This window comes from Photobacterium toruni, assembly GCF_024529955.1.
Taxonomy (GTDB): Bacteria; Pseudomonadota; Gammaproteobacteria; order Enterobacterales; family Vibrionaceae; genus Photobacterium; species Photobacterium toruni.
The window spans coordinates 1,166,879-1,188,152 of record NZ_AP024854.1; the positions used below are offsets into that span (position 1 = coordinate 1,166,879).

Consider the following 21,274-nt stretch of genomic DNA (forward strand, 5'->3'; position numbering starts at 1 on the left):
AAATAATATCGTTAATAAGTTAACAGCTAATCCATTAGCGTATGGTAGTGAACAAGTAAATATAAAACAGTCTCAACGCATATTGCTATGCGTTGAGAAAGTGACAAAATGAAATGATAAATTACTTATCGAAGTGAATAACCGTACGGATACTCTTACCTTCGTGTAATAGGTCAAAAGACTTGTTGATGTCTTCTAGACCCATGTTAAATGAGATGAAATCGTCAAGCTTGAACTCACCAGCCATGTAACGGTCAACGATACCTGGAAGCTCTGAACGGCCTTTAACACCACCGAATGCAGAACCACGCCATACACGACCAGTCACTAGTTGGAATGGACGGGTAGAGATCTCTTGACCTGCGCCAGCAACACCGATGATCACTGATTCGCCCCAACCTTTGTGACAACACTCAAGAGCTGAACGCATAACATTAACGTTACCGATACACTCAAATGAGTAATCAACGCCGCCGTCAGTCATTTCAACAATTACTTCTTGAATTGGCTTGTCAAATTTCATTGGGTTGATGCATTCAGTTGCACCTAGCTTCATTGCTAAGTCAAACTTACTTTCGTTGATATCAATCGCAATAATACGGCTTGCTTTAGCCATAGTACCACCGATGATAGCAGCAAGACCGATACCGCCTAGGCCAAAGACAGCGATAGTGTCGCCTTCTTCAACTTTTGCAGTGTTAAGTACTGCGCCCATACCAGTTGTTACACCACAACCTAAAAGACAAACTTCTTCAAGTGGCGCTTCTTTGCTGATTTTAGCCAAAGAAATTTCAGGAAGTACAGTGTACTCAGAGAAAGTAGAACAACCCATGTAATGGAAGATTGGCTGACCGTCTTTGTAGAAACGAGTAGTGCCATCTGGCATTAGGCCTTTACCTTGTGTTTCACGTACAGCCTGACAAAGGTTAGTTTTGCCAGATAGGCAGTATTTACACTTGCCACACTCAGCGGTGTAAAGCGGAATAACGTGATCGCCTACTTCAACACTTGTTACGCCTTCACCAATCATTTCAACAATACCGCCACCTTCGTGACCAAGGATTGCAGGGAAGATACCTTCTGGATCGTCGCCAGATAATGTGAATGCATCAGTGTGACATACGCCAGTTGCAACGATGCGAACTAATACTTCGCCAGCACGAGGTAACATCACATCAATTTCTTCAACAGAAAGTGGTTGTTTTGGACCCCATGCAATAGCCGCTTTTGATTTGATAAATTTGTCAGTCATCGTTTTACTCACTTAAAATAGTTGTGACCCATGCTTAAGCACAATGTTCGTTGTTAATTATAGTCACAGGTTTAATACCGCTCGTGTGACTTGATGTGGTTATTATATTTATTTCTTAAAGATTGATAATCCCTAAAAATGGTAAATCATCATTACTGCTGCGTAATAATATAAGTTTTTTTGATATTAACTATAGTCATTAAACGTGCAATTAAAGTTGATGAGGTTAGGGTAGACCATGATGATGGATTAGATATTTAGTGATTATCAAAATATGACATATGTTACGTTTATTGTTTTTTATAGAAGGTATACAAAATACGAATAAAAAAAAGCAACACCCCAAAAGGATGTTGCCTCAATTTTTCACACTATAGTTGTGTAATATTATGCTTGTGGATGATTTTGAGCATAAACGTGAGTTGCGATTGCATCCATTAGTGCTGGAGATAGGCAATCGTAAGTGTTTAGGCCTAGTTCATTTAGACGAGCACGGATAGCTGTCATGTCTTTTGGATCAGTACCAGTTTCGATGATTGAAGAAACAAAAGCAGCGAACTCTGGTGCAGACCAACCTTTGTCAGTAGATAGTTCTGTGTGAACAAAATCTAGACCAAAGAATGGGTGGTTAGTATTGTCGATACGACCATACATGTGAACACCACATTCTTTACAAGCGTGACGTTTAATTGCTGCAGACTCGTCGATAACAACAAGTTTTTCAGCATTTGCAATTACTTCAACATTGTTACGTGAAATAACAGCGATTTGTGAGAATACAGCGCCTTCTGGTTTCCAGCACTTAGAACAACCACAAGCGTGGTTATGTGCAGTTTGACCTGATAGTTTTACACGTACAGTGTTTGACTCACAGTTACAGTTTAATACGCCACCTTGGAAGTTTTCTTTAGTTGCAGCGAAACCGTTATCAATTGAAGGGTGTAGAGATATAGACATAATGTTTCTCTTATTGGATTGTTATTAAGTAATATTTATTTTTTGTTTATTATAATTAATTTAAAAGGTCATTTTTAAAATACTATATTTAACGTAGTATAAGTGCGATCAAAATGAAAAAATTAATTATGATAATAACAAATAAAAATATAGATATTGTGTCGATGAAATATATTCTATACGTTATTTTGATTTTCACAATAACGGATATTGTAATTGATTATTACCAAGTAGGAACAATCAAAAAAATAGGTAGCCCTAATAAGGCACAACTTAAAAGGGCACTATTATAATGAAATAAATTAGCTGTTATTTTATTTATTTTTACTGATATGGGTCGCAATAGCATCCATTAAATCAGGCGATAAGCAATCGTAAGCTTCTAAACCTAATGATTCAAAACGATCACGAATAGCAGGCATTGATTTAGGATCTGTGCCTGTCTCAATCACAGAAGAGACAAATGCAGCAAATGCAGGTGCTGACCAGCCTTGCTCACTAGAAAGCTCTGTATGAACGAAATCTAGACCATAAAAAGGGTGGTTAGCATCTTCAATACGTCCATACATATGAACCCCACAATCTTTACAAGCATGGCGTTTTATTGTCGCAGATTTATCAACAATAACTAATTTTTTAGCATTAGCGGTTACGGAAACTTTATCGCGAGGGATAACAGCTACTTGTGAAAATAAAGCGCCTTTAGGTTTCCAACATTTAGAGCAACCACAAGCGTGATTATGTGCTGTTTGTCCTGATAGTTTTACTGTTACTGGATTCTTTCGACATTGACAGTTAATTGAACCACCCACAAATGTATTATTAGTCGGTTTGATTCCATTATCAATTGCAGGGTGCAGTTTAATAAAAGATGACGTTGAGCCTTCAGTATTATTACCGAATAATTTAGCAAAGAATTTTTTCATTATATTATCTTATATATAGTAAGGTAAGCGTATTAAATACTTGTGATGAAAAATATCATCAGTAATATATTTAGGTATTAGGTATTAGGTATTAGGTATTAGGTATTAGGTATTAGGTATTAGGTATTAGGTATTAGGTATTAGGTATTAGGTATTAGGTATTAGGTATTAGGTATTCGGCTAATATTATTAGCCGAATAGTTATCATGTTTTTTATTACAATCCATTAATACTAGGTTGGAATAAAGCTTTTAAGCGTTTTGTAATAATTAAACGCGATACAGTAAACATACCTTCAACGGTACGTTGGTGAAGACGGAAAATCGTATCGTAAAGACGACGAATTAGACGTCCCTTAAAGACTAAGTTATTTGCCATTTTTGAATGAGGAGCAAATGACCCTACTGCAAAATGGTGACCAACAGCAACAACCATCCCACCATCTTTAAATTCAAAATCAGTCAGTTCTTTACCACGTAATAAAGCCGTTAAGCTTTTAGCTAAATGGACTGCAGCACGGTTAGCCGCTTGTGCTTTTGGTGGAACAAAACTACCATCAGCTTGTGGAATAGATGCACAATCACCTAAAGAGAAAATGCTATCATCTATAGTTGTAGTCAGGTTTGCATTAACAATAATTTGGTTCATGCGATTATATTCTAAGCCACCAAGCCCTTTTAACCATTCAGGCGCTTTCACACCAGCAGCCCAAAATTGAATATCCGCTTCTAGTGGTTGATTATCTGCAGTAACCATACCGTGTTCAGACACTTCACTGATACGAGTATTTAACATGACATTAATGTTTGTACGTTGTAGCTCTTTTAATACTTTAGCCGACATTTTTTGTGGGCTATTTGGTAACACACGATCTGCTGCTTCAATCAAGTTGATTGTCAGTTTTGCCGCATTGTAACGCTGCAGTTTGTGACTCACTCGCGCCAGTTCAGCGGCAAGCTCAACACCTGTTGCACCTGCACCAACAATATTTACAGTACGATCATTACCTTCGCGCAATAATTGACTGATCTTGTTCCATGCATGACGCGCTTGGCTTGCTGAATCAAGGAAAATACAATTATCACGAGCACCAGTGGTGTTAAAGTCGTTACTTACTGCACCAACAGCAACAATAAGGTAATCGTATTTAACCATTGCTTCTGTACCATCATTACGACGAACAGCGAGCATTTTATTTTCACGATCAATATCAGTCATTGCAGCTTGATAATGTTGGTAACCATTGATTGCACCATGAGTGAAATAGCAAACCGAATCTAATTCACGGTCAAAAGTACCAGCAGCAATCTCATGCAGACGTGGTTTCCAATAGTGATCTGTTTCTGGTTCAACCAAAATAATTTCATGTTTTTTACGATTAGCTTTTGCTAATAACGTTGATAGTTCTATACCGGCAGCACCGCCACCTACAATAACGATTCGTGACATAACGAATACCTCAAAAAGTGAACCCTAGACATCATTCTCAGGGGATGGTCTTTCCATCATTAAAGCTATGAGCTGATCCGTTGCTACAAAATGATTTTTTATGAGCCCTAATACGTAGGGCGGCTACCTGATATCTTATATATAATGAATTTCTTTGATATAAGACAATTAAATTGGTCAAAATTCAAGTTTTGTGAACTAAATCAGGGTGTTTTTTTTAAAATATTTAAGTTGAGCCAACGGTGACCATTATATTACCAACCAATATAATGACAATATCTTAAAAAACAAATAACTTTTACTGGGTGGTAAAAATAAAGCATCAAAATGGACTGTTTAAAAGAATACATGCAATAAATTATTAGCGAAATGATGAGATTTATGTTTAGAGATAATTTGCATAACTATACATATTCTAGATATAGAAAAGGATAATGACAGAAAGTCTAATGAGGTGTAATTCTTATAGCGTAAGAATTTAAATGATACGAGGTAAGGGAAGATATAGCATGAGTGAGATGCTCATGCTAAATAAGGATTATTTAAAATGATTCAACATTAGTAATTTGTCCCTGAAGCCAATGAATAGCAGGACTTAATTGAGAACCAATAGGGTAAATAAGGGACGCTGACCATACATTACTGGTAATTTTACTGAATGAAAGATTAAGTTTTTGCACGAGATCGTTTTTAAGATCATGCTGCAATACGAAATCAGGTAAACAACAGATACCAATGTCTTCACGGCATAATGATAAAATAGTATGGATATCTTCAACGTGCCATAATTGCAAAGCTGCTTTTGCTTCATCAAAAGGTAACGAGTCTAATGATGCTGGAATTAAGAGGCGCTGTTGGCAGAAATCTTGATAGCTTAATGTTGCTGCTCCGCCATTAAATTTATCAAGGTAAGATTGAGTTGCAACCCAACTGACATTTATATTGAATGCTTGAGTGTACTCTAGGTTAATCTTATTTTCTTGATCAAATATACCAAGCGCAATATCAAGATTTTTAGCCTTGATCTCTTCTGCTAACCGCTTACTATTTTGCTGCATAATAAATAATTCAATATTAGGCAAATCAGAGGACAGTTTTTTTATTATTGAAAGTATTTTATCGTTACAAACCAGTGGGTCGATACCTACCTTGATTTTAACATCATTCATATGATAAATAGATAATGATCGCTCAAGAAATGTTTGATATTGCGCCATCATTATCTTTGCATTTTTTAGTACATGCTCACCTTTTTCAGTAAGACGAGGGCATTTACTTGAACGGTCAAATACTTGAAATCCTAAATCGAGTTCAAAATTTTGAATCGTGAGACTAACGGCAGCTTGAGTTTTATTTAACTGTCGTGCAGCAGCACTAAATGAACCATATTCAGCAGCAGCAATAAATGAGGTTAGCGTTTCAATCTTTATATTCATTTTTTAACGATTCATCTTATTTTATTATTATGGATATAATCATATCTTATCAAACTGTATAAGAATGATATCAATGGAGCGGCTCTAATATAACTAAATCCTATACATAATAGCAACTATTAGTGATTTTATATTAATATTTACTGTTAAATTATAACTAAGTCGTTACGTGTTATGTTTTGATGCGATAATAAAATTTAATATTAATTGAAAGAGGAGACATATCGAATGACATGTCTCGCATAAATTAGCCCATGAATTTAGTCATAAAACCACTGATGTTAGATAAGCTTGCTAAGCTCATGATAATCACAATAGTAATACCAATAACAGTCAGATAAAGTGGATGTTTATAGTTACCAACAATATTAGGTTTGCGTGTAGCGGCAAGCATTGTTGCAAGCACTATAGGTAAAATAATACTGTTGACTAGTCCTGCTAACATTAGTAATAAAATAGGCATATTCATTAATACAGTACCTATAGTGGTTAGCATTATAAATCCGACGCACCATGTTTTTTCGTTACGAGCAACAATAGGGAACAGCGTTTTTATTAATGATATGGCCATGTAGGAGTTGCCAACTACCGAAGTAATTGAAGCAACAAATAAAACCAAGCCAAAAATAAAGTAGCCAATATCCCCCGCGCCGTGACGAAATGCATCTGCTGCTGGGTTCGATGTATCTAATGTTACTCCGGTTGTGATAACACCTAATACAGCACAAAATAATAAGATACGAATAATGACAGCAATAGATATCCCTGCCCACGCAGTTTTGGTGACATTGTTTGTATTTTCTATACCGGTTAATTTGACATCAATTAGGCGTTGTGCGCCGGTGTAATAACCACCAACAGCACCACCGACGATAGTTAAAGTTGGCAATAAAAGGTTAGAAAAATCAGAGGGGGCAATTGCTGCAATAATAGTTGGTGCAAATGGTGGTAAATTGGTAAGAGCAACATAGGCAATTAATACGATCATTAATAACCCAAGGTAACGTGCCATTTGATCCATACGCTTAGATGCATTATGAACAATGAAAAGTAGACTGCCAATAACACCTGTAAAAATGGCTCCCCAAGTAGTATCTAGTCCAGTTAATACATTCATGCCTAAGGCTGAACCACTTACATTACCAAAATTAAAAGCAACAGCACCAAGTGCTAACAAAATACCAATAAAGTATCCCATTCCTGGTGCAACTTTATTAGCAATGTCTTGAATACGTAAACCTGAAACACCAACAATTCGCCATAAGTTCATTACAATACCAAAAGTAATAAACATTGAAGCAAAAACAGGAAAAGCCATATCAATCTTATAGATATTAGTAAATACAGCTGTTTGGGTTAAAAATCCCGGTCCGACAGATGTTGTCGCCATTAAAAAAGCAACGCTTAAAATTGCTTTATTTTGCCAGTTAGTTTGGCTAGGGGAGGTGCTGGTAGTTAATGTGTCAGTTTGCATAATCAATCCCAAAATCAAAGTCTCTCATATTTATAAAAATAGAAAGACAACTGATGGGGATCAGCTGCATTATGGTGAGATATTTTTGCTAAAAAAGTAATGCAATGTAATCGATTGCTTTAGCTGGCGCGGATAATAGAGAGAGTCTTAACCATTGTCAATAATGTTTTTTTAAAACGTAAAAAAAAGCCCCATTATTATAAATAACAGGGCTTGAAAAATATGTGTTTATGGTTACTTCTCTGTTGTATGAATAGCGGCTTTAAGATCTTCAGGATTTAAATCAGCACGATCAAATTCTTGAGATGCAGGCATACGTAAATGGAAATCTTTAAATATTTCAACTTCAGTAGTACCTTCTGTTAAAATAAAGTCACTTACATGGCCGCCTTGAGTACGATCATCACTAATAAAATGGAAATGGAATCCTGGTACATTAATACCAATCATATAATCTGGAATTTTAAAGCCAATCATTACGCCTGAAACATGGGTCATTTCAGCGATAGGTTGATGTTTTACTACTTCAACCATCGGTGGGTAAGGACGGTGTTGTGCAGGTACAGTACGTGTTTTAACGTATGAAAACTTACCTGTTAAACGAATAGCATTAATTGCATTATTCGCAACAAAATCTTTCTCTAGACAAGCCTCAAATTCTGCTTTTGTTAGCTCGATAAGACTTACTTTGTCTGTTGGTTCAAAGTTAACTACGCCAGCGAAGGGAGTTGTAATATCATGACTAACTAAATGTACTTCACCGGTACTCGTTAGCTGATACACTTCGTCGCCTAAAATAATCATTTCACCATCAAGGTCATTAAAGGTACCAATACCAAAGTTACCGTGATCAAGTAGCTGACCAATTGTAAAATCACCTTGATATAAACCTGCAATCAAGGCACTCATCATTGAGGTTTGGTAAAATGTTTTGTCGTTATTTTTATTTTTCATAACGTGTTCCTTTAATCTTGTTGGCAAGGGTGAAGTTGATCAAGTAGGCGGCTGTTATCACGATAGTCAACGTTAACGTTAACTAATACTGGACCGCTTAATGCCATTGCTTTACGAAGTACTGGTTCAATATCATCTGCTGTGTTAATCGCTAAACCATGCGCACCAAAACTTTCTGCATACTTAACAATATCAGGACCCATGAAGCTAACTGCACTTTCACGACCGTATTTTTTAAGTTGCTGAATTTTAACCATGTCATAGCTGTGATCTGTCCAAACGAAGTGAACAATATTACATTTATGACGAACGGCTGTAGCCAATTCCATTGATGAGAATAAGAAGCCACCATCACCTGACATTGAAATAACTTTTTCATTAGGAGTCAGTAGTGATGCCGCGATAGCCCAAGGTAAAGCAACACCTAATGTTTGTTGACCGTTACTGAACAATAGACGACGTGGTTCAAATGAGTGGAAGTAGCGTGCCATCCAAATGTAGATAGAGCCTACATCGCAACATACAGTTGTATCATCACTTACAAAGCGGCGTAGGTCATGCACAAAACGTAATGGGTGAACACCCATTGATGATGTTTTATTAACGCCCATGCGCATAATTTGTTGTAGATCTTGACGTAAATCTTGAAACTTTTGATTGTTTTCAAGTGATTCACGCTGATCTAATTCAGCAGCAATAGAAGCAACAGAGACCGCAAGATCACCAACAACTTCTGATACAGGATTATAGCTCGCTTCTAAATCTGCTTGTTGATAACCCACATGGATAATTGGTGTTTTTCCATCTTTATTCCATAAGATTGGATCGTATTCAATTGGGCTGTAACCGATAGTAATAATTAAATCAGCATTGTTTAATGCAATATCACCAGGTTGGTTTTTAAATAATCCTACGCGACCAAGAAAACAATCATATAAATTATGAGAGATAACACCTGCCGCTGCAAAGGTATTAACTACGGCAATTTTTGTTTGTTCAAGTAATTGACGAATGGCACTAGCGACAAAAGGCTGACTCGCATCCATACCTAATAATAACACGGGATTTTTAGCCGCATTAATACGATCTGCCGCTTGGCGAATAGCTTGTGGGTGCGCACCACCAAATAAAATTGGCTTAGGTTGTTGTACTGGAATGAAAGGAATTTGGTTAGTTAGTACATCTTGAGGAAGGCTAACAAAACTTGCACCTTGCGTTGGTTGCTCTGAAATACGAAATGCTTTATGCACAACATCAGGTACAGATGCACTATCCATTACTTCAGCGGAAAACTTAGTAATAGGATTAAACAGAGAACGTGTATCCATTGATTGGTGCGTATTATGGGAATACATCGAAAGGGGAACCGCGCCAGCAAGTGCAACAACAGGATCACCTTCACTATTTGCTGTCGCAACACCAGTAACAAGATTGGATGCGCCAGGACCTGATGTGGCAAGACACACACCAGCTTTACCTGTTAAACGACCTGTTGCGGCTGCCATGAAAGCGGCATTTTGTTCGTGGTGACAAATAATGATTTCAGGACCATTGTCGCATACTGCATCAAACACTGAATCGATTTTAGCCCCAGGGATACCAAAAACATGCGGAACATCGTGTGCTTTTAGGGTTGCAACGACAAGCTCTGCACCTGAGATAGTTTTATTTGACATATAAGCCTCATTGTTATGATTATTTATCGGCTCAGAACATTTTTTTCGCTAAATCGAATTTTATGTGATGAGTAACACAAAATCTAAATTATTTATCATACAAATTAAAGAGGCTAAAATTGAAAGTTAATATTACTTATTTGATTAACGGTAGTGGAATTGATTGTATATAGGAGATTAAGTAGAGAAAATAATAATAAGATAAGGATTGAAGATATTGATTCTTATGTAATAAAAAATCACAGGGCTCATTTTAAGAACCCTGTGATTACAAGCTATTGCTATAGCATGATGTTAGCAATTAATGCAGATAAAATACTAACTAATGTTGAACCATAAAGTAAACGTAAGCCAAATCGAGCAACCATATTACCTTTTTCTTCGTTCACCCCTTTAACTGCTCCCGCAATAATACCGATGGAGCTAAAGTTAGCAAATGAAACTAAGAAGATAGAAACTGTACCTATAGTATGCGCTGATAAGCCACCAGCTTGTTTCTGAAGATCCATCATTGCTACAAATTCATTAGTAACAAGCTTAGTTGCCATGATACTACCTGCCTGCAATGCTTCATGAGCAGGAACACCCATCAGCCATGCAACAGGGTAGAATAAGTAACCAATTAAGTTTTGGAAGCTGATCCCAAATGCAGCATTGAAGCCAGCATTAATCATTGAGATTAATGCGATAAAACCAATAAGCATCGCTGCAACAATAACGGCAACTTTAAAGCCCATTAAAATGTATTCGCCTAGCATTTCAAAGAACGTTAATTTTTCACCACTTTCTGCTGCCATCATCTCATCAATATCCATTTCTGCTTCATGATCATAAGGATTGATGATAGAAAGGATGATGAAAGTACTGAACATGTTTAAAAACAATGCCGCAACAACATATTTAGGATCAATCAGCTTCATGTATGAGCCAACAATAGACATAGATACCGTTGACATAGCCGTTGCCGCAAGAGTGTACATGCGACGCTCAGACATTCCACCTAGAATATTTTTATAAGTAATAAAGTTTTCAGACTGGCCAACCATTAATGCACTGATTGCATTGAATGATTCTAGTTTACCCATGCCGTTGACTTTAGATAACAAAAAACCTAATGCTTTAATGATGTAAGGTAAGACTTTGATATGTTGCAGAATACCAATTAATGCGGAGATGAAAACAATTGGCATTAATACACTAAGGAAGAAGTTAAAATCGTTGTTATTTGATAAATTACCGAATACAAAATTAGTACCGTCACCTGCAAATGAGAGTAAACCATTAAATGCATCTGCAAACTCTTTCACAATACCTGTACCAGCAGATGAATTGAGAAGGAAGTAAGCAAGTGCTAACTCTATTATAAGTAGCTGAATAATATAGCGATATTTGATGTTTTTTCGGTTGTTACTGGCAAGCAAGGCTAATACTGCAATAACGACTAACCCGAGTATAAAGTGTAAATAGACCATATTGGATTGTGCTCAGTGTGATTGTTATCTGTTTATGTGTGTATGCTGAATGATTTCATCCTTTAATAAAGTGATACATATCGCAATTTTAATCCAGTGATTTTTTTTGCGATTGACAAGAACTAATTTTTCACGTTTGCGCAATCGCTTGCTATTTATTCTAATATAGTGAAATAAATAATAATAATGATGAGTATATGAAATAAAAGTTACTGTATTGGGTGATTTGATTTAATCTATTTTATTGAAATATATGTGTTTATTTAAGTGATGTAATTTGTCACTCTTTGAATTAAGTATTTACTATTTTGCTAGGTATATATCAATAGTCGTGTAGCATATTAAGTTATAGCATTAATATTACAATGTAATATTGGAATTATGGAGGATAATTGGCGCTAGCATTAATTTACATTATAGATAGATAATAAGAAGATATTTACTCTATTAGTATTATTACAGGCACTGTAATGAAAAAATCTTCTAAAAATAGAAAATTATGGTATTTCCATAAACATGACCGTCGAACTAAGCATTTGTCTCTACCTAATTTAAAATCATAATCAACTGGTTACGTTAGTTGATTATTTGAAAAAGTTTGGAGCGTCAAATTTATACGGTGGAATAAATGGACGAATGCCTGAATCACGAAAACGTTGCAGTTTCATTATTTGTTTATAGACAATGAAGTAACGATTAATATGATTAACATAGACAATCGGTTGTAATCCTATGTGTTTACGGGTAATGATTTCAACATTATTAAACCATACATTAGGATTATAGCCTTGTTCTTTAGCATAACGGCGCATTTTATTGATATTACCAGGCCCTGCATTATAAGCGGCTAAAGAGAGATAAATTTTATTATCATAATTTATCTCGTCGCTACTAAAGTATTGATTTTGCAAGTAACGCATATATTTAATACCCGCATGAATATTATTTTTTGCCGTATAAATATTTGGAATATTAACATTAGGATCACGGGCAGTACTCGGTAATACCTGCATAATTCCGACAGCACCTTTATTAGAGACTTTGTGTTGATTTAGACCTGATTCTTGAAAGCCTTGTGCCATTAACATTAGATAATCAAAATCATATTGTTTTGAATAACGAAAGAAAATATGTGATAAATTTTCCATTTTATCGATATTATTAGGATCTAATAACGTATTAAGCCACCGATGATTTTTAAGATATTTACTATAAATTATATTACCAATTAGGGTTCCTTCTTTTACCGTATCAATATATTGATTAATCAATGCCATTAGTTTGGGACTATCTTTACGCATTGCCCATGCTATTTGACCATTATTCCGCAGTACAAAGTTATTGTTAATACGAATATTTTTCAATATAGGTTGCCAGATTTTGATCTTGTGGCTGTCTATTACTGTTGCATTTAAGAGGTCTAAATTTATAAGTTCTAGTAATTCATAGTCTTGCAATGTTTCATCGATGAATAATATTGATACTGGCGGTAAATTTTGCATTCGTAATTTATTATTAATTTTAAGTAAGCTTTGATAATAACTAGAACTCTTTCTTACCCATATTGTTTTACCACTTAAATCAGTAACTTTGGTAAATGGAGGTTGTTTCTTATTATTAATTAAAACTTCTGAAATATTAGTCAGTACAGGTTCACTAAAAGCGACTTGTTTTTTGCGATCGGTCGTTATTGTAATATTGGCAATCGCTAAATCACCTAAGCCACTGATGACATAAGGCAGTAGCTTATCACGATGCACTGGGATGATTTGTATATGCAACGCTGGGTGTTTTTTACGAATATCTTGCTCAAAATGCTGTAATAGATCTGCAATAATGCCTTTAGTAATACCATCTTCTATATAGTAAAATCCAAGATCTGCCGCAACCAATACGCGTAATACCCTTTTTTTTTCTAATTCAGCGAGATCACCCACATACTTAGAACCACCAAGAGGGGCGAGTTGAATGGCATTAATTTGAAAGCTCATTAATAGTAGGCATACAAAAATTAACGGATATTTATATTTAATAAAATTAGAAATAATCATAATTTTTTATCTGCCATTTTGTAATGAGCGTAAATTAATACGTTTGAAGTTTAATTATGGCTGTAAATAGTGAAAACGTCTTATTTATCTCGATAATTTGTATGACTTATACTCGTTTTTAGAGAGACAAAAACAATAAACTGATCGGTTGATTTGTATTTATGAAGGGTTAAGTCTTTATTCTCAATCGTAAGCTATTTATTGATATACCTTTGAAAGGTTATTAATTATTGTCGAGAGCAATTCATTAAACAAAGCTATAATTCGCATTATTGATATACAAAAGCTGTTAGATACGGGTGAATAGCAATGAATTATCTGTTATTCTGCGCTGATAATTTCGCTGTGATTATTACAACCACAGCATACTGAATTGGATAAATTGTGACTAATAACGATGTTTTGCGCCGTGTTCGCTATACTTTTGATTTAAATGACAGCGAGATGATCGCTATTTTTGCTGCTGCTGATTGTGAAGTAACACGCGAACAAGTATGTAGCTGGTTAAAAGCGGATGACGCTGAAGGTTACAAAAGTTGTTCAGATGAGCAAGTAGCTACTTTCTTGAATGGTTTTATTAATCAAAAACGCGGCAAAAAAGAAGGTGTTCAACCTGCACCAGAGCAAAAAATCACAAATAATATTATTTTTAAAAAATTACAAATTGCATTAAATCTAAAAGCAGAAGAAGTGCTTGATTTATTAAAGTTAGTTGATTTTCGTTTAAGTAAGCATGAATTAAGTGCTTTCTTCCGTAAAGTGGATCATAAACATTACCGTGAATGTAAAGATCAAGTGCTACGTAACTTTTTACAAGCACTACAGATCAACCTTCGTGGTGTTGAGTCACTAGAAGAAACAACTGACGAGAAGTAATTGTCCTTGTTGTAAAGAAACATTAAAAGCAGCTTCTATTGAAGCTGCTTTTTTTTGTGGTAATGAAATAAAGAGGCATTTACTTATCAATTATCTTATTGAAATATTTACTAACATATTAATCAATATATTTGTGAACTTCATTGTATCTACTCAAAGTAAAGAAAGCCGTTAGTCTATAAATTATCAACGTCTATTATAAATATTGAGTCGTTGAACTATGAAAATTAAGGATAATTTAAAACAACCACGTATTGGTATCATTGGCGGAATGGGTAATGAGGCAATGGTCGATTTAATGACTAAAATTTCTTCGTTGTCTGCACATAAAGAATGTCAATTTGTTGCCTTTGGAAATGCGCGGTTAGCGTATAAACCTCAAGAAGTGATGCAGCAGTGGCGACCAACAGATATACCTGAATTACGCAAGTTTGATACCGCGGCATATACATTACGCTTTATGCAATATTTAGCGGTTGATCATCTTGGTCTTGCTTGTAATAGCGCCCATGAATTATTTCGACGGATATTACCTGATATACCTATGACTTTTGTGGATATGATTAAACAAACAGCAATATCGTTACAAGGTTGCCAAGAGACGGTATTAGTTATGGGTGTTAATAGTCTTATAGAGTCAGGTTTATATCAAACGGCCTTAACAGAACAGGGAATTAAAGCCATACAGCCTACTGTTGAGAACCAAACGAAGATAATGGAGGCTATTTACAATCCTGATTTTGGTATTAAAACGGCTAAAATCACTCAGCAAGCAGAAACACTCTTATGTGAAGTAATAGGTGATGAGATAGCTAAACAGGGGTGTACGAAGGTGATATTGGGCTGCACTGAATTACCATTAGCTTTAACCGCTAGCAGTTGTCAGCGATTTAAAGCCCAAGGGATGCTACCAGAAAAAATTGACGTTATTGATGCATCAATGGCATTAGCACAAGCATTAGTTGCTGTTAAAGGGCACAGTGAGCCATTAATTCAACCTTTGGCAACCTACCAAGGACAACATTTAGATTGGGCAACACCCTTAGTGTTTAAAGTGTCGTCCTTAACTGAAAGTATAGAGATTCAACAGCGTATTTTTGATTATACGGTAGATTATTTGACTGAGCGTAATCAGAGTGTTGTTGGAAGTTATTTTCATTTACCGACATTATTCTTTTCGGAATCTGCAATGGATATTGAGCAGAAATTAGCGGCTTTAGATATTGATATTTATAGTGATATTAATGTATTAGATGAAATTATAACGAACAAATTAGCTGATTATTATTCTGACTTTGAATAATTAACAGTTAAATAAAACGAGGCAGAGAAGAGTATCTACCTCGTTTAAAATTGTTAATAACGGTTTACAATGTGATTGTTTGAGTCATACCTGCTGTGGCATGATCAGCCATATTACAAGCAAACTCTATCTTGTTACTGCCATGAAAATGCCATAATACGTGTTTGGCTTTTCCTGGTGCGACTGTAACGGCATTGCTATTTTTTATATGATGATCTTGTCCAATTTGTCGAGCTTGTGCTTGCTCTTGGGGTGAGCCAATTGAAAATTCATGTACCATTTTTCCAGTGTTCATTACCACAAATTGCACAACATCGTTAGGTTGAATCTCAACTGCTTTTTTAAGAGTGATCGTCATATCATCAGCAAGGGTGACATAAACGACTTTGTTGGGTTTTGAACCTATCGCAGGCATACCTACATCAGACATACTTTTCATATTCATCATCTGATGGTCCATTTGTGAGTGATCCATAGCAGCCATAGTCGTGGTGGTTGTTAAGGCTAATATTAAAGTAAGTAGTGTTTTTTTCATGATTCATTCCTTTGTGATTGATGATGAATTTAATGATGCTGTGGTATTGGTATTGGTATTGGTATTAAGTTCGCGACTTTTCCATAATTTGAAGATGGCAGGTAACACTAATAAGGTCAGTAAAAGTGCTGACGCCATTCCGCCAATCATTGGTGCGGCAATACGTTGCATGACTTCAGAGCCAGTACCAGAACCATACATTATCGGAATCAAACCAATGATAACGGTCAGTACGGTCATCATTACGGGACGAACGCGTAATCCTGCACCTTCACTGATTGCTTGCTGTAAATCTATTACAGTTAATGCACGTTGCTGATCTTGTGCATCTTGTTTTTTAAAGGTCCATGACTGGTTTAAGTACACCAACATAATCACCCCAATTTCAACCGCGACACCAGAGAGCGCAATAAAGCCAACACCAACAGCAATTGAAAAATTAAACCCAAGTATGAGCATCAACCATAAACCACCCACCATTGCTAATGGCAGAGTTGCCATAATAATCAATACTTCTTGTACACGGCGGAAACTGAAATAAAGCAGTAGCATAATAATGGCAAGAGTAATTGGCGTCACAATACTCAAGCGGGCTTTTGCTCGCTCCATATATTCATATTGACCTGACCATGCCAATGAGTAACCTGCGGGCAGTTTTAATTGTTTCGCAACCACTTGCTGTGCCTCGGCAACGTAAGAGCCTAAATCCCGTTGATCAATATCGACAAAAACCCATCCATTTGGACGTGCATTTTCGGTTTTGATCATTGGCGGTCCATCTTCATAACGAATATTTGCCACATCAGCCAGTGCGATACGAGCACCATTGGGAGTTATTAATGGCAGATCTTTTAATTTTGCGGCTGAATCTCGGTAGGATTGGGGATAACGCACATTGATAGGGTAACGTTCTAGACCTTCAATGGTTTCACCCTCGTTCATTCCACCAACAGCGGTAGAGACTATTTGTTGAATATCCTTAATGGCTAACCCATAACGTGCAGCTTGGCGACGATTAATATCAACCGTGATATAACGTCCTCCAGCAACACGCTCGGCATATACTGAGGTAGTGCCTTTAATGTTATTTAAAATAGGCTCAAGTTCTGCGCCGATCTTTTCGATAACCTCTAGATCAGGGCCTGCTATTTTGATCCCAATAGGCGTTTTGATCCCAGTTGCTAACATATCAATACGGGTTTTGATCGGCATCACCCATGCGTTCGTTAAGCCAGGAAATTGGATCAATTGGTCTAATTGTTTGCGTAAAGACTCAGGGGTGACACCTGCTCGCCATTGATCTCGTGGCTTTAATTGGATCACTGTTTCAATCATGGTTAATGGTGCCGGATCAGTTGCTGTATCGGCTCGACCAACTTTGCCCCAAACTGTTGCAACTTCTGGTACTGTTTTAATCAGTTTATTGGTTTGTTGTAATAACTGACGCGCTTTACCAATCGAAATACCAGGGTAGGTGGTTGGCATATACATCAAGTCACCTTCATCTAGCGGTGGAATGAATTCACTGCCAAGTTTTGTTAGCGGATAATATGAAGATGCCATTAAGCAAAGCGCAATCACGATCATTGTTTTCGGAAATTTAAGGCTTAAATTCAACAATGGTCGATAGAGTGCAATAACAGCGCGGTTAACTGGATTTTTATGTTCAGGCAGAATTTTACCGCGAACGAAATAGCCCATTAATACAGGCACTAAAGTGATCGCTAACCCTGCTGCCGCTGCCATGGCATAGGTTTTAGTAAATGCCAATGGCGAGAACATTTTGCCTTCTTGTCCTTCAAGCGCGAACACGGGAACAAAACTTAATGTAATAATCAGCAGTGAAAAGAACAACGGTGTACCGACTTCTTCAGCTGCTTTGCCTATTACTTGCCAACGGTTTTCATCAGTGAGTGGTGTTCGTTCAATGTGTTTATGGACGTTTTCTATCATTACGATAGCTCCATCAACCATTGCGCCGATTGCAATAGCAATACCACCTAATGACATGATATTGGCATTAATGCCTTGCCAATGCATGATAATAAAAGCAGATAAAATACCAATTGGTAAGCTAATCGCGATCACTAATGAAGAACGAATATGGAATAGAAATAGCGCACAGACAATGGCTACCACCAGAAATTCTTCAGCAAGTTTTTGCCAAAGATTTTTCACCGCATGATCGATTAACGTTGAGCGATCATAGGTGGCAACGATCTCTACACCGTCTGGTAAGCCTTGCTGTAATTGTGCCAGTTTAGCCTTGAGGTTAGTGATCACTTGACTGGCATTTTCACCAAAGCGCATCACAATAACGCCACCGACTGCTTCACCTTCACCATTAAACTCAGAAATTCCCCGTCGCATTTGCGGACCAAGGTTAATATCTGCAATATCGCCTAATAACAGTGGTGTACCATTCTCAGTTACTTTGAGTGGCAGTGATTTTATATCCTCAATATTGGTCAAGTAGCCTGTAGTACGTACCATATGTTCAGCTTCAGCCATTTCAATAACGGAAGCACCTGTTTCTTGGTTACCGTTTTGAATCGCCATATTGACTTGTTGAAGCGTAAGGTTATAGGCACGAAGTTTGGATGGGTCGATCTGAACTTGGTATTGTTTGACCATGCCGCCAACCGTTGCAACTTCAGAAACACCCGCCACAGTTTGCAGTTCATATTTTAGAAACCAATCTTGTAAACTACGCAATTGTGCTAGATCGTGTTTGCCTGTTTTATCTTGTAGTACATAACTATAAATCCAGCCAACCCCTGTCGCATCTGGCCCCAAGGTTGGTTTGGCATTAGTGGGTAACTTAGGTGCAACTTGGCTTAAATATTCAAGAACTCGAGAGCGCGCCCAATACATATCGGTTTTATCATTAAAGATAATATAGACATAGGAATCACCAAAGAAAGAATAGCCACGGACAGTTTCGGCCCCCGGTACGGCTAACATCGCTGTCGTTAATGGATAAGTGACCTGATCTTCAACCACTTGTGGTGCTTGTCCAGGGTAGCTGGTTTTAATAATGACTTGAACATCAGACAGATCTGGTAAGGCATCGACAGGAGTATTTTTAACACTGTATAAGCCACCAATGGTTAAAAATAAGGCCGCAATTAATACTAATAAACGGTTATGGATTGACCAGCGAATAATAGCAGGGATCATTATTTATTCTCCATTGGCTTCAGATCTTTCAGAGTATAATTACTGCCATTCTTAGTGAGCTTGAACCGAATCGATTGCCCCTGTTTAAGATTCGTTAATGCAATAGTATCGTTGACGGTAAAATTCATTTCGCCTGCGTGCCATTTCCATTCAGGCACTGCTTGGTGGTTTATCGTGATCATATTGAATGCGGGCATTAGCATTGAGATATCACCGTTTACCCACACTTCATTGGCAATACTGCGAGTCTGTTGCTTATAATCAATGATGTTATATTGATTATTAGCGGTTTTTTGCAGTTCAAATTCAATCTGCTGACCAATTGCTAACTCTTTAATTTTAATATTTTTATCAAGATTAAAGTCCATCGTCATCGCGGGCCAATTCCAAGCACTGACTGGCTGGTGGTTGATGGTTAATATTCGTTGATCAGCATTGATCGCAGTGATCTCTCCTTGAACCCAAGTGACAGAGGCGACTTTATCGACACTGTCGATACTATTTATACGTGATAGATCAGCACTTTTACTGGATTCGGAATCAAGCATAAATTGTGCAGAGGTGACAATACGATCGGTAGTGGTTAATCCTGCGATAACTTCCACGAGATTATCAGCTTCACGACCAATACGGATCTTTGCTGATCGGTATTTCCCATTACCTTCGGCGATTACAACTCGAGTCATATTGCCTGATCGAATCACGGCTTGAGTCGGAATAGTGAGAACAGCCGTTTCTGTTTTAGGGGTGAGGGTGATGTTGGCGAACATATTGGGTTTTAATTGCTCATTATGATTAGCAAACTTTAACCGCATTCGTAATGTACGCGTTTTGGGATCTAAAATAGGGTAAACATAATCCACTTTCCCTTGCCATTGTTGGCCGGGAATAGCGTCTAGTGTCATGCTTGCTTTGCTGCCTGTGGTTATCCAATGTGCTTGACGTTCAAATATTTCAGCATTAACCCAGACTTCATTAAGAGGTCCTGCACTAATAGCGGCTTGTGCGGGTGATAAATAGCCCCCTTCACGAATATTTAAGCTTGCAATAACACCATCAGCGATGGCTTTGATTTTGATGGTTTTTGTCGCTTTACCTGTTTTGATAATACGTTCAATTTGTTGTTTATCGACCCCAAGGGCGGCTAAACGCTCACGGGCTCCTTGCATTAATCCTTGTCGACCAGTGCGATAAGCATTAAGTAATTCTTGCTGAGATTTAACTAATTCAGGTGAATAAAGAGTAAATAACACATCATCTTTATGTACCTGTTCACCAACGGCATTGACGTATAGTTTTTGAACCCAACCACTGACACGAATATTGGTTTGCCAGAGGTGGCTTTCATCAAAAGCAACGTAGCCAATGGTATTTATTTGGGGAGCTAATTTTTGTTTAATAACCGCTGCTGTTTTTACACCTAAATTATTTTCAACCGCAGCATCAATAATAACCGTCCCGGCAACATTTTCTTTGGCAGGGTCTTTTTTCGCATAGAAAGGAATGAGATCCATCCCCATTGGTGATTTACCTGGTTTATCACGGCGGTAATTGGGATCCATTGGCGCAACCCAATATAATGGTTCTTTGTCTGCCGTTATGGTTGCAGCAGCCATCGTGGGTGTTGAGTTGCTTGAGATATAATATGTTGCTGTAGCGCCAATAGCTGCACCAATAAGTAACATAACGGTGGCAATTTTAATGGTATTTTTTGACGTCATGGGATTACCTAC

15 protein-coding genes are annotated in these 21,274 nt (G+C 37.0%); 2 read left to right on the forward strand and 13 right to left on the reverse strand.

From position 1 onward, the window contains the following. Positions 1 to 121: 121 nt before the first annotated feature. The 10 genes from OC457_RS05555 to OC457_RS05600 all read right to left on the reverse strand — a co-directional run bounded on the left by OC457_RS05555 (position 122) and on the right by OC457_RS05600 (position 13,647). Complete coding sequence (locus OC457_RS05555; RefSeq protein ID WP_256383143.1) at positions 122 to 1,252, reverse strand: S-(hydroxymethyl)glutathione dehydrogenase/class III alcohol dehydrogenase; 1,131 nt, start codon at positions 1,250 to 1,252, stop codon at positions 122 to 124. Positions 1,253 to 1,639: 387 nt separating this feature from the next. Next, on the reverse strand, positions 1,640 to 2,209 hold the full coding sequence (gfa, locus tag OC457_RS05560) for an S-(hydroxymethyl)glutathione synthase (protein WP_080174774.1): 570 nt from the start codon (positions 2,207 to 2,209) through the stop codon (positions 1,640 to 1,642). Positions 2,210 to 2,523: 314 nt separating this feature from the next. Beyond that, positions 2,524 to 3,135, reverse strand: coding sequence for an S-(hydroxymethyl)glutathione synthase (gene gfa / locus OC457_RS05565; RefSeq protein ID WP_080174776.1), 612 nt, complete (start codon positions 3,133 to 3,135; stop codon positions 2,524 to 2,526). 216 nt (positions 3,136 to 3,351) lie between these two features. Further along, entirely contained in the window at positions 3,352 to 4,584 is a 1,233-nt protein-coding gene (locus OC457_RS05570) for an NAD(P)/FAD-dependent oxidoreductase (protein WP_080174777.1), read from the reverse strand. Positions 4,585 to 5,126: 542 nt separating this feature from the next. After that, positions 5,127 to 6,020, reverse strand: coding sequence for a LysR family transcriptional regulator (locus tag OC457_RS05575; protein ID WP_080174778.1), 894 nt, complete (start codon positions 6,018 to 6,020; stop codon positions 5,127 to 5,129). 247 nt (positions 6,021 to 6,267) lie between these two features. Then, positions 6,268 to 7,494 (reverse strand): NRAMP family divalent metal transporter, encoded by a 1,227-nt coding sequence (locus OC457_RS05580; RefSeq protein WP_080174779.1) that lies wholly within the window; start codon positions 7,492 to 7,494, stop codon positions 6,268 to 6,270. 234 nt (positions 7,495 to 7,728) lie between these two features. Next, positions 7,729 to 8,448, reverse strand: a complete 720-nt coding sequence (gene budA, locus OC457_RS05585; protein WP_080174780.1) for an acetolactate decarboxylase — start codon at positions 8,446 to 8,448, stop codon at positions 7,729 to 7,731. Between the two features lie 11 nt (positions 8,449 to 8,459). Further along, positions 8,460 to 10,124: an acetolactate synthase AlsS gene (gene alsS / locus OC457_RS05590; protein WP_080174781.1), complete on the reverse strand. Its 1,665-nt coding sequence runs from the start codon at positions 10,122 to 10,124 to the stop codon at positions 8,460 to 8,462. Between the two features lie 281 nt (positions 10,125 to 10,405). Continuing rightward, a complete protein-coding gene (locus tag OC457_RS05595; protein WP_080174782.1) occupies positions 10,406 to 11,596 on the reverse strand; it encodes a NupC/NupG family nucleoside CNT transporter in 1,191 nt (396 codons plus the stop codon). Positions 11,597 to 12,180: 584 nt separating this feature from the next. Next, positions 12,181 to 13,647 (reverse strand): MltF family protein, encoded by a 1,467-nt coding sequence (locus OC457_RS05600; protein WP_080174783.1) that lies wholly within the window; start codon positions 13,645 to 13,647, stop codon positions 12,181 to 12,183. A 384-nt stretch (positions 13,648 to 14,031) separates the two neighbouring features. On the opposite strand from OC457_RS05600, the gene OC457_RS05605 reads away from it, so the two are divergent. Together OC457_RS05605 and OC457_RS05610 are read left to right on the forward strand one after the other, a co-directional pair. Next, a complete protein-coding gene (locus OC457_RS05605; protein WP_080174784.1) occupies positions 14,032 to 14,523 on the forward strand; it encodes a YehS family protein in 492 nt (163 codons plus the stop codon). Positions 14,524 to 14,743: 220 nt separating this feature from the next. Next, complete coding sequence (locus tag OC457_RS05610) at positions 14,744 to 15,826, forward strand: aspartate/glutamate racemase family protein (protein ID WP_080174785.1); 1,083 nt, start codon at positions 14,744 to 14,746, stop codon at positions 15,824 to 15,826. A gap of 64 nt (positions 15,827 to 15,890) precedes the next feature. On the opposite strand, the gene copI is transcribed toward OC457_RS05610, so the two are convergent. Genes copI through OC457_RS05625 form a run of 3 tightly spaced genes read right to left on the reverse strand, consistent with a single transcriptional unit; the run spans position 15,891 to position 21,262 of the window. After that, entirely contained in the window at positions 15,891 to 16,364 is a 474-nt protein-coding gene (gene copI, locus OC457_RS05615; RefSeq protein ID WP_306341387.1) for a copper-resistant cuproprotein CopI, read from the reverse strand. Beyond that, on the reverse strand, positions 16,365 to 19,541 hold the full coding sequence (locus OC457_RS05620) for an efflux RND transporter permease subunit (RefSeq protein ID WP_080174787.1): 3,177 nt from the start codon (positions 19,539 to 19,541) through the stop codon (positions 16,365 to 16,367). Beyond that, a complete protein-coding gene (locus OC457_RS05625; RefSeq protein WP_080174788.1) occupies positions 19,541 to 21,262 on the reverse strand; it encodes an efflux RND transporter periplasmic adaptor subunit in 1,722 nt (573 codons plus the stop codon). Before OC457_RS05625 ends, OC457_RS05620 begins: the two co-directional genes overlap by 1 nt. Positions 21,263 to 21,274: the final 12 nt, after the last annotated feature.

Bases quoted from the DNA above. Each gene is read 5' to 3' on its own strand.
- OC457_RS05580 (WP_080174779.1), bottom strand. From the start codon at position 7,494: ATGCAAACTGACACATTAACTACCAGCACCTCCCCTAGCCAAACTAAC.
- OC457_RS05620 (WP_080174787.1), bottom strand. From the start codon at position 19,541: ATGATCCCTGCTATTATTCGCTGGTCAATCCATAACCGTTTATTAGTA.
- OC457_RS05555 (WP_256383143.1), bottom strand. From the start codon at position 1,252: ATGACTGACAAATTTATCAAATCAAAAGCGGCTATTGCATGGGGTCCA.
- budA (WP_080174780.1), bottom strand. From the start codon at position 8,448: ATGAAAAATAAAAATAACGACAAAACATTTTACCAAACCTCAATGATG.
- OC457_RS05625 (WP_080174788.1), bottom strand. From the start codon at position 21,262: ATGACGTCAAAAAATACCATTAAAATTGCCACCGTTATGTTACTTATT.
- OC457_RS05595 (WP_080174782.1), bottom strand. From the start codon at position 11,596: ATGGTCTATTTACACTTTATACTCGGGTTAGTCGTTATTGCAGTATTA.
- alsS (WP_080174781.1), bottom strand. From the start codon at position 10,124: ATGTCAAATAAAACTATCTCAGGTGCAGAGCTTGTCGTTGCAACCCTA.
- OC457_RS05570 (WP_080174777.1), bottom strand. From the start codon at position 4,584: ATGTCACGAATCGTTATTGTAGGTGGCGGTGCTGCCGGTATAGAACTA.
- OC457_RS05600 (WP_080174783.1), bottom strand. From the start codon at position 13,647: ATGATTATTTCTAATTTTATTAAATATAAATATCCGTTAATTTTTGTA.
- gfa (WP_080174776.1), bottom strand. From the start codon at position 3,135: ATGAAAAAATTCTTTGCTAAATTATTCGGTAATAATACTGAAGGCTCA.
- OC457_RS05575 (WP_080174778.1), bottom strand. From the start codon at position 6,020: ATGAATATAAAGATTGAAACGCTAACCTCATTTATTGCTGCTGCTGAA.
- gfa (WP_080174774.1), bottom strand. From the start codon at position 2,209: ATGTCTATATCTCTACACCCTTCAATTGATAACGGTTTCGCTGCAACT.
- OC457_RS05610 (WP_080174785.1), top strand. From the start codon at position 14,744: ATGAAAATTAAGGATAATTTAAAACAACCACGTATTGGTATCATTGGC.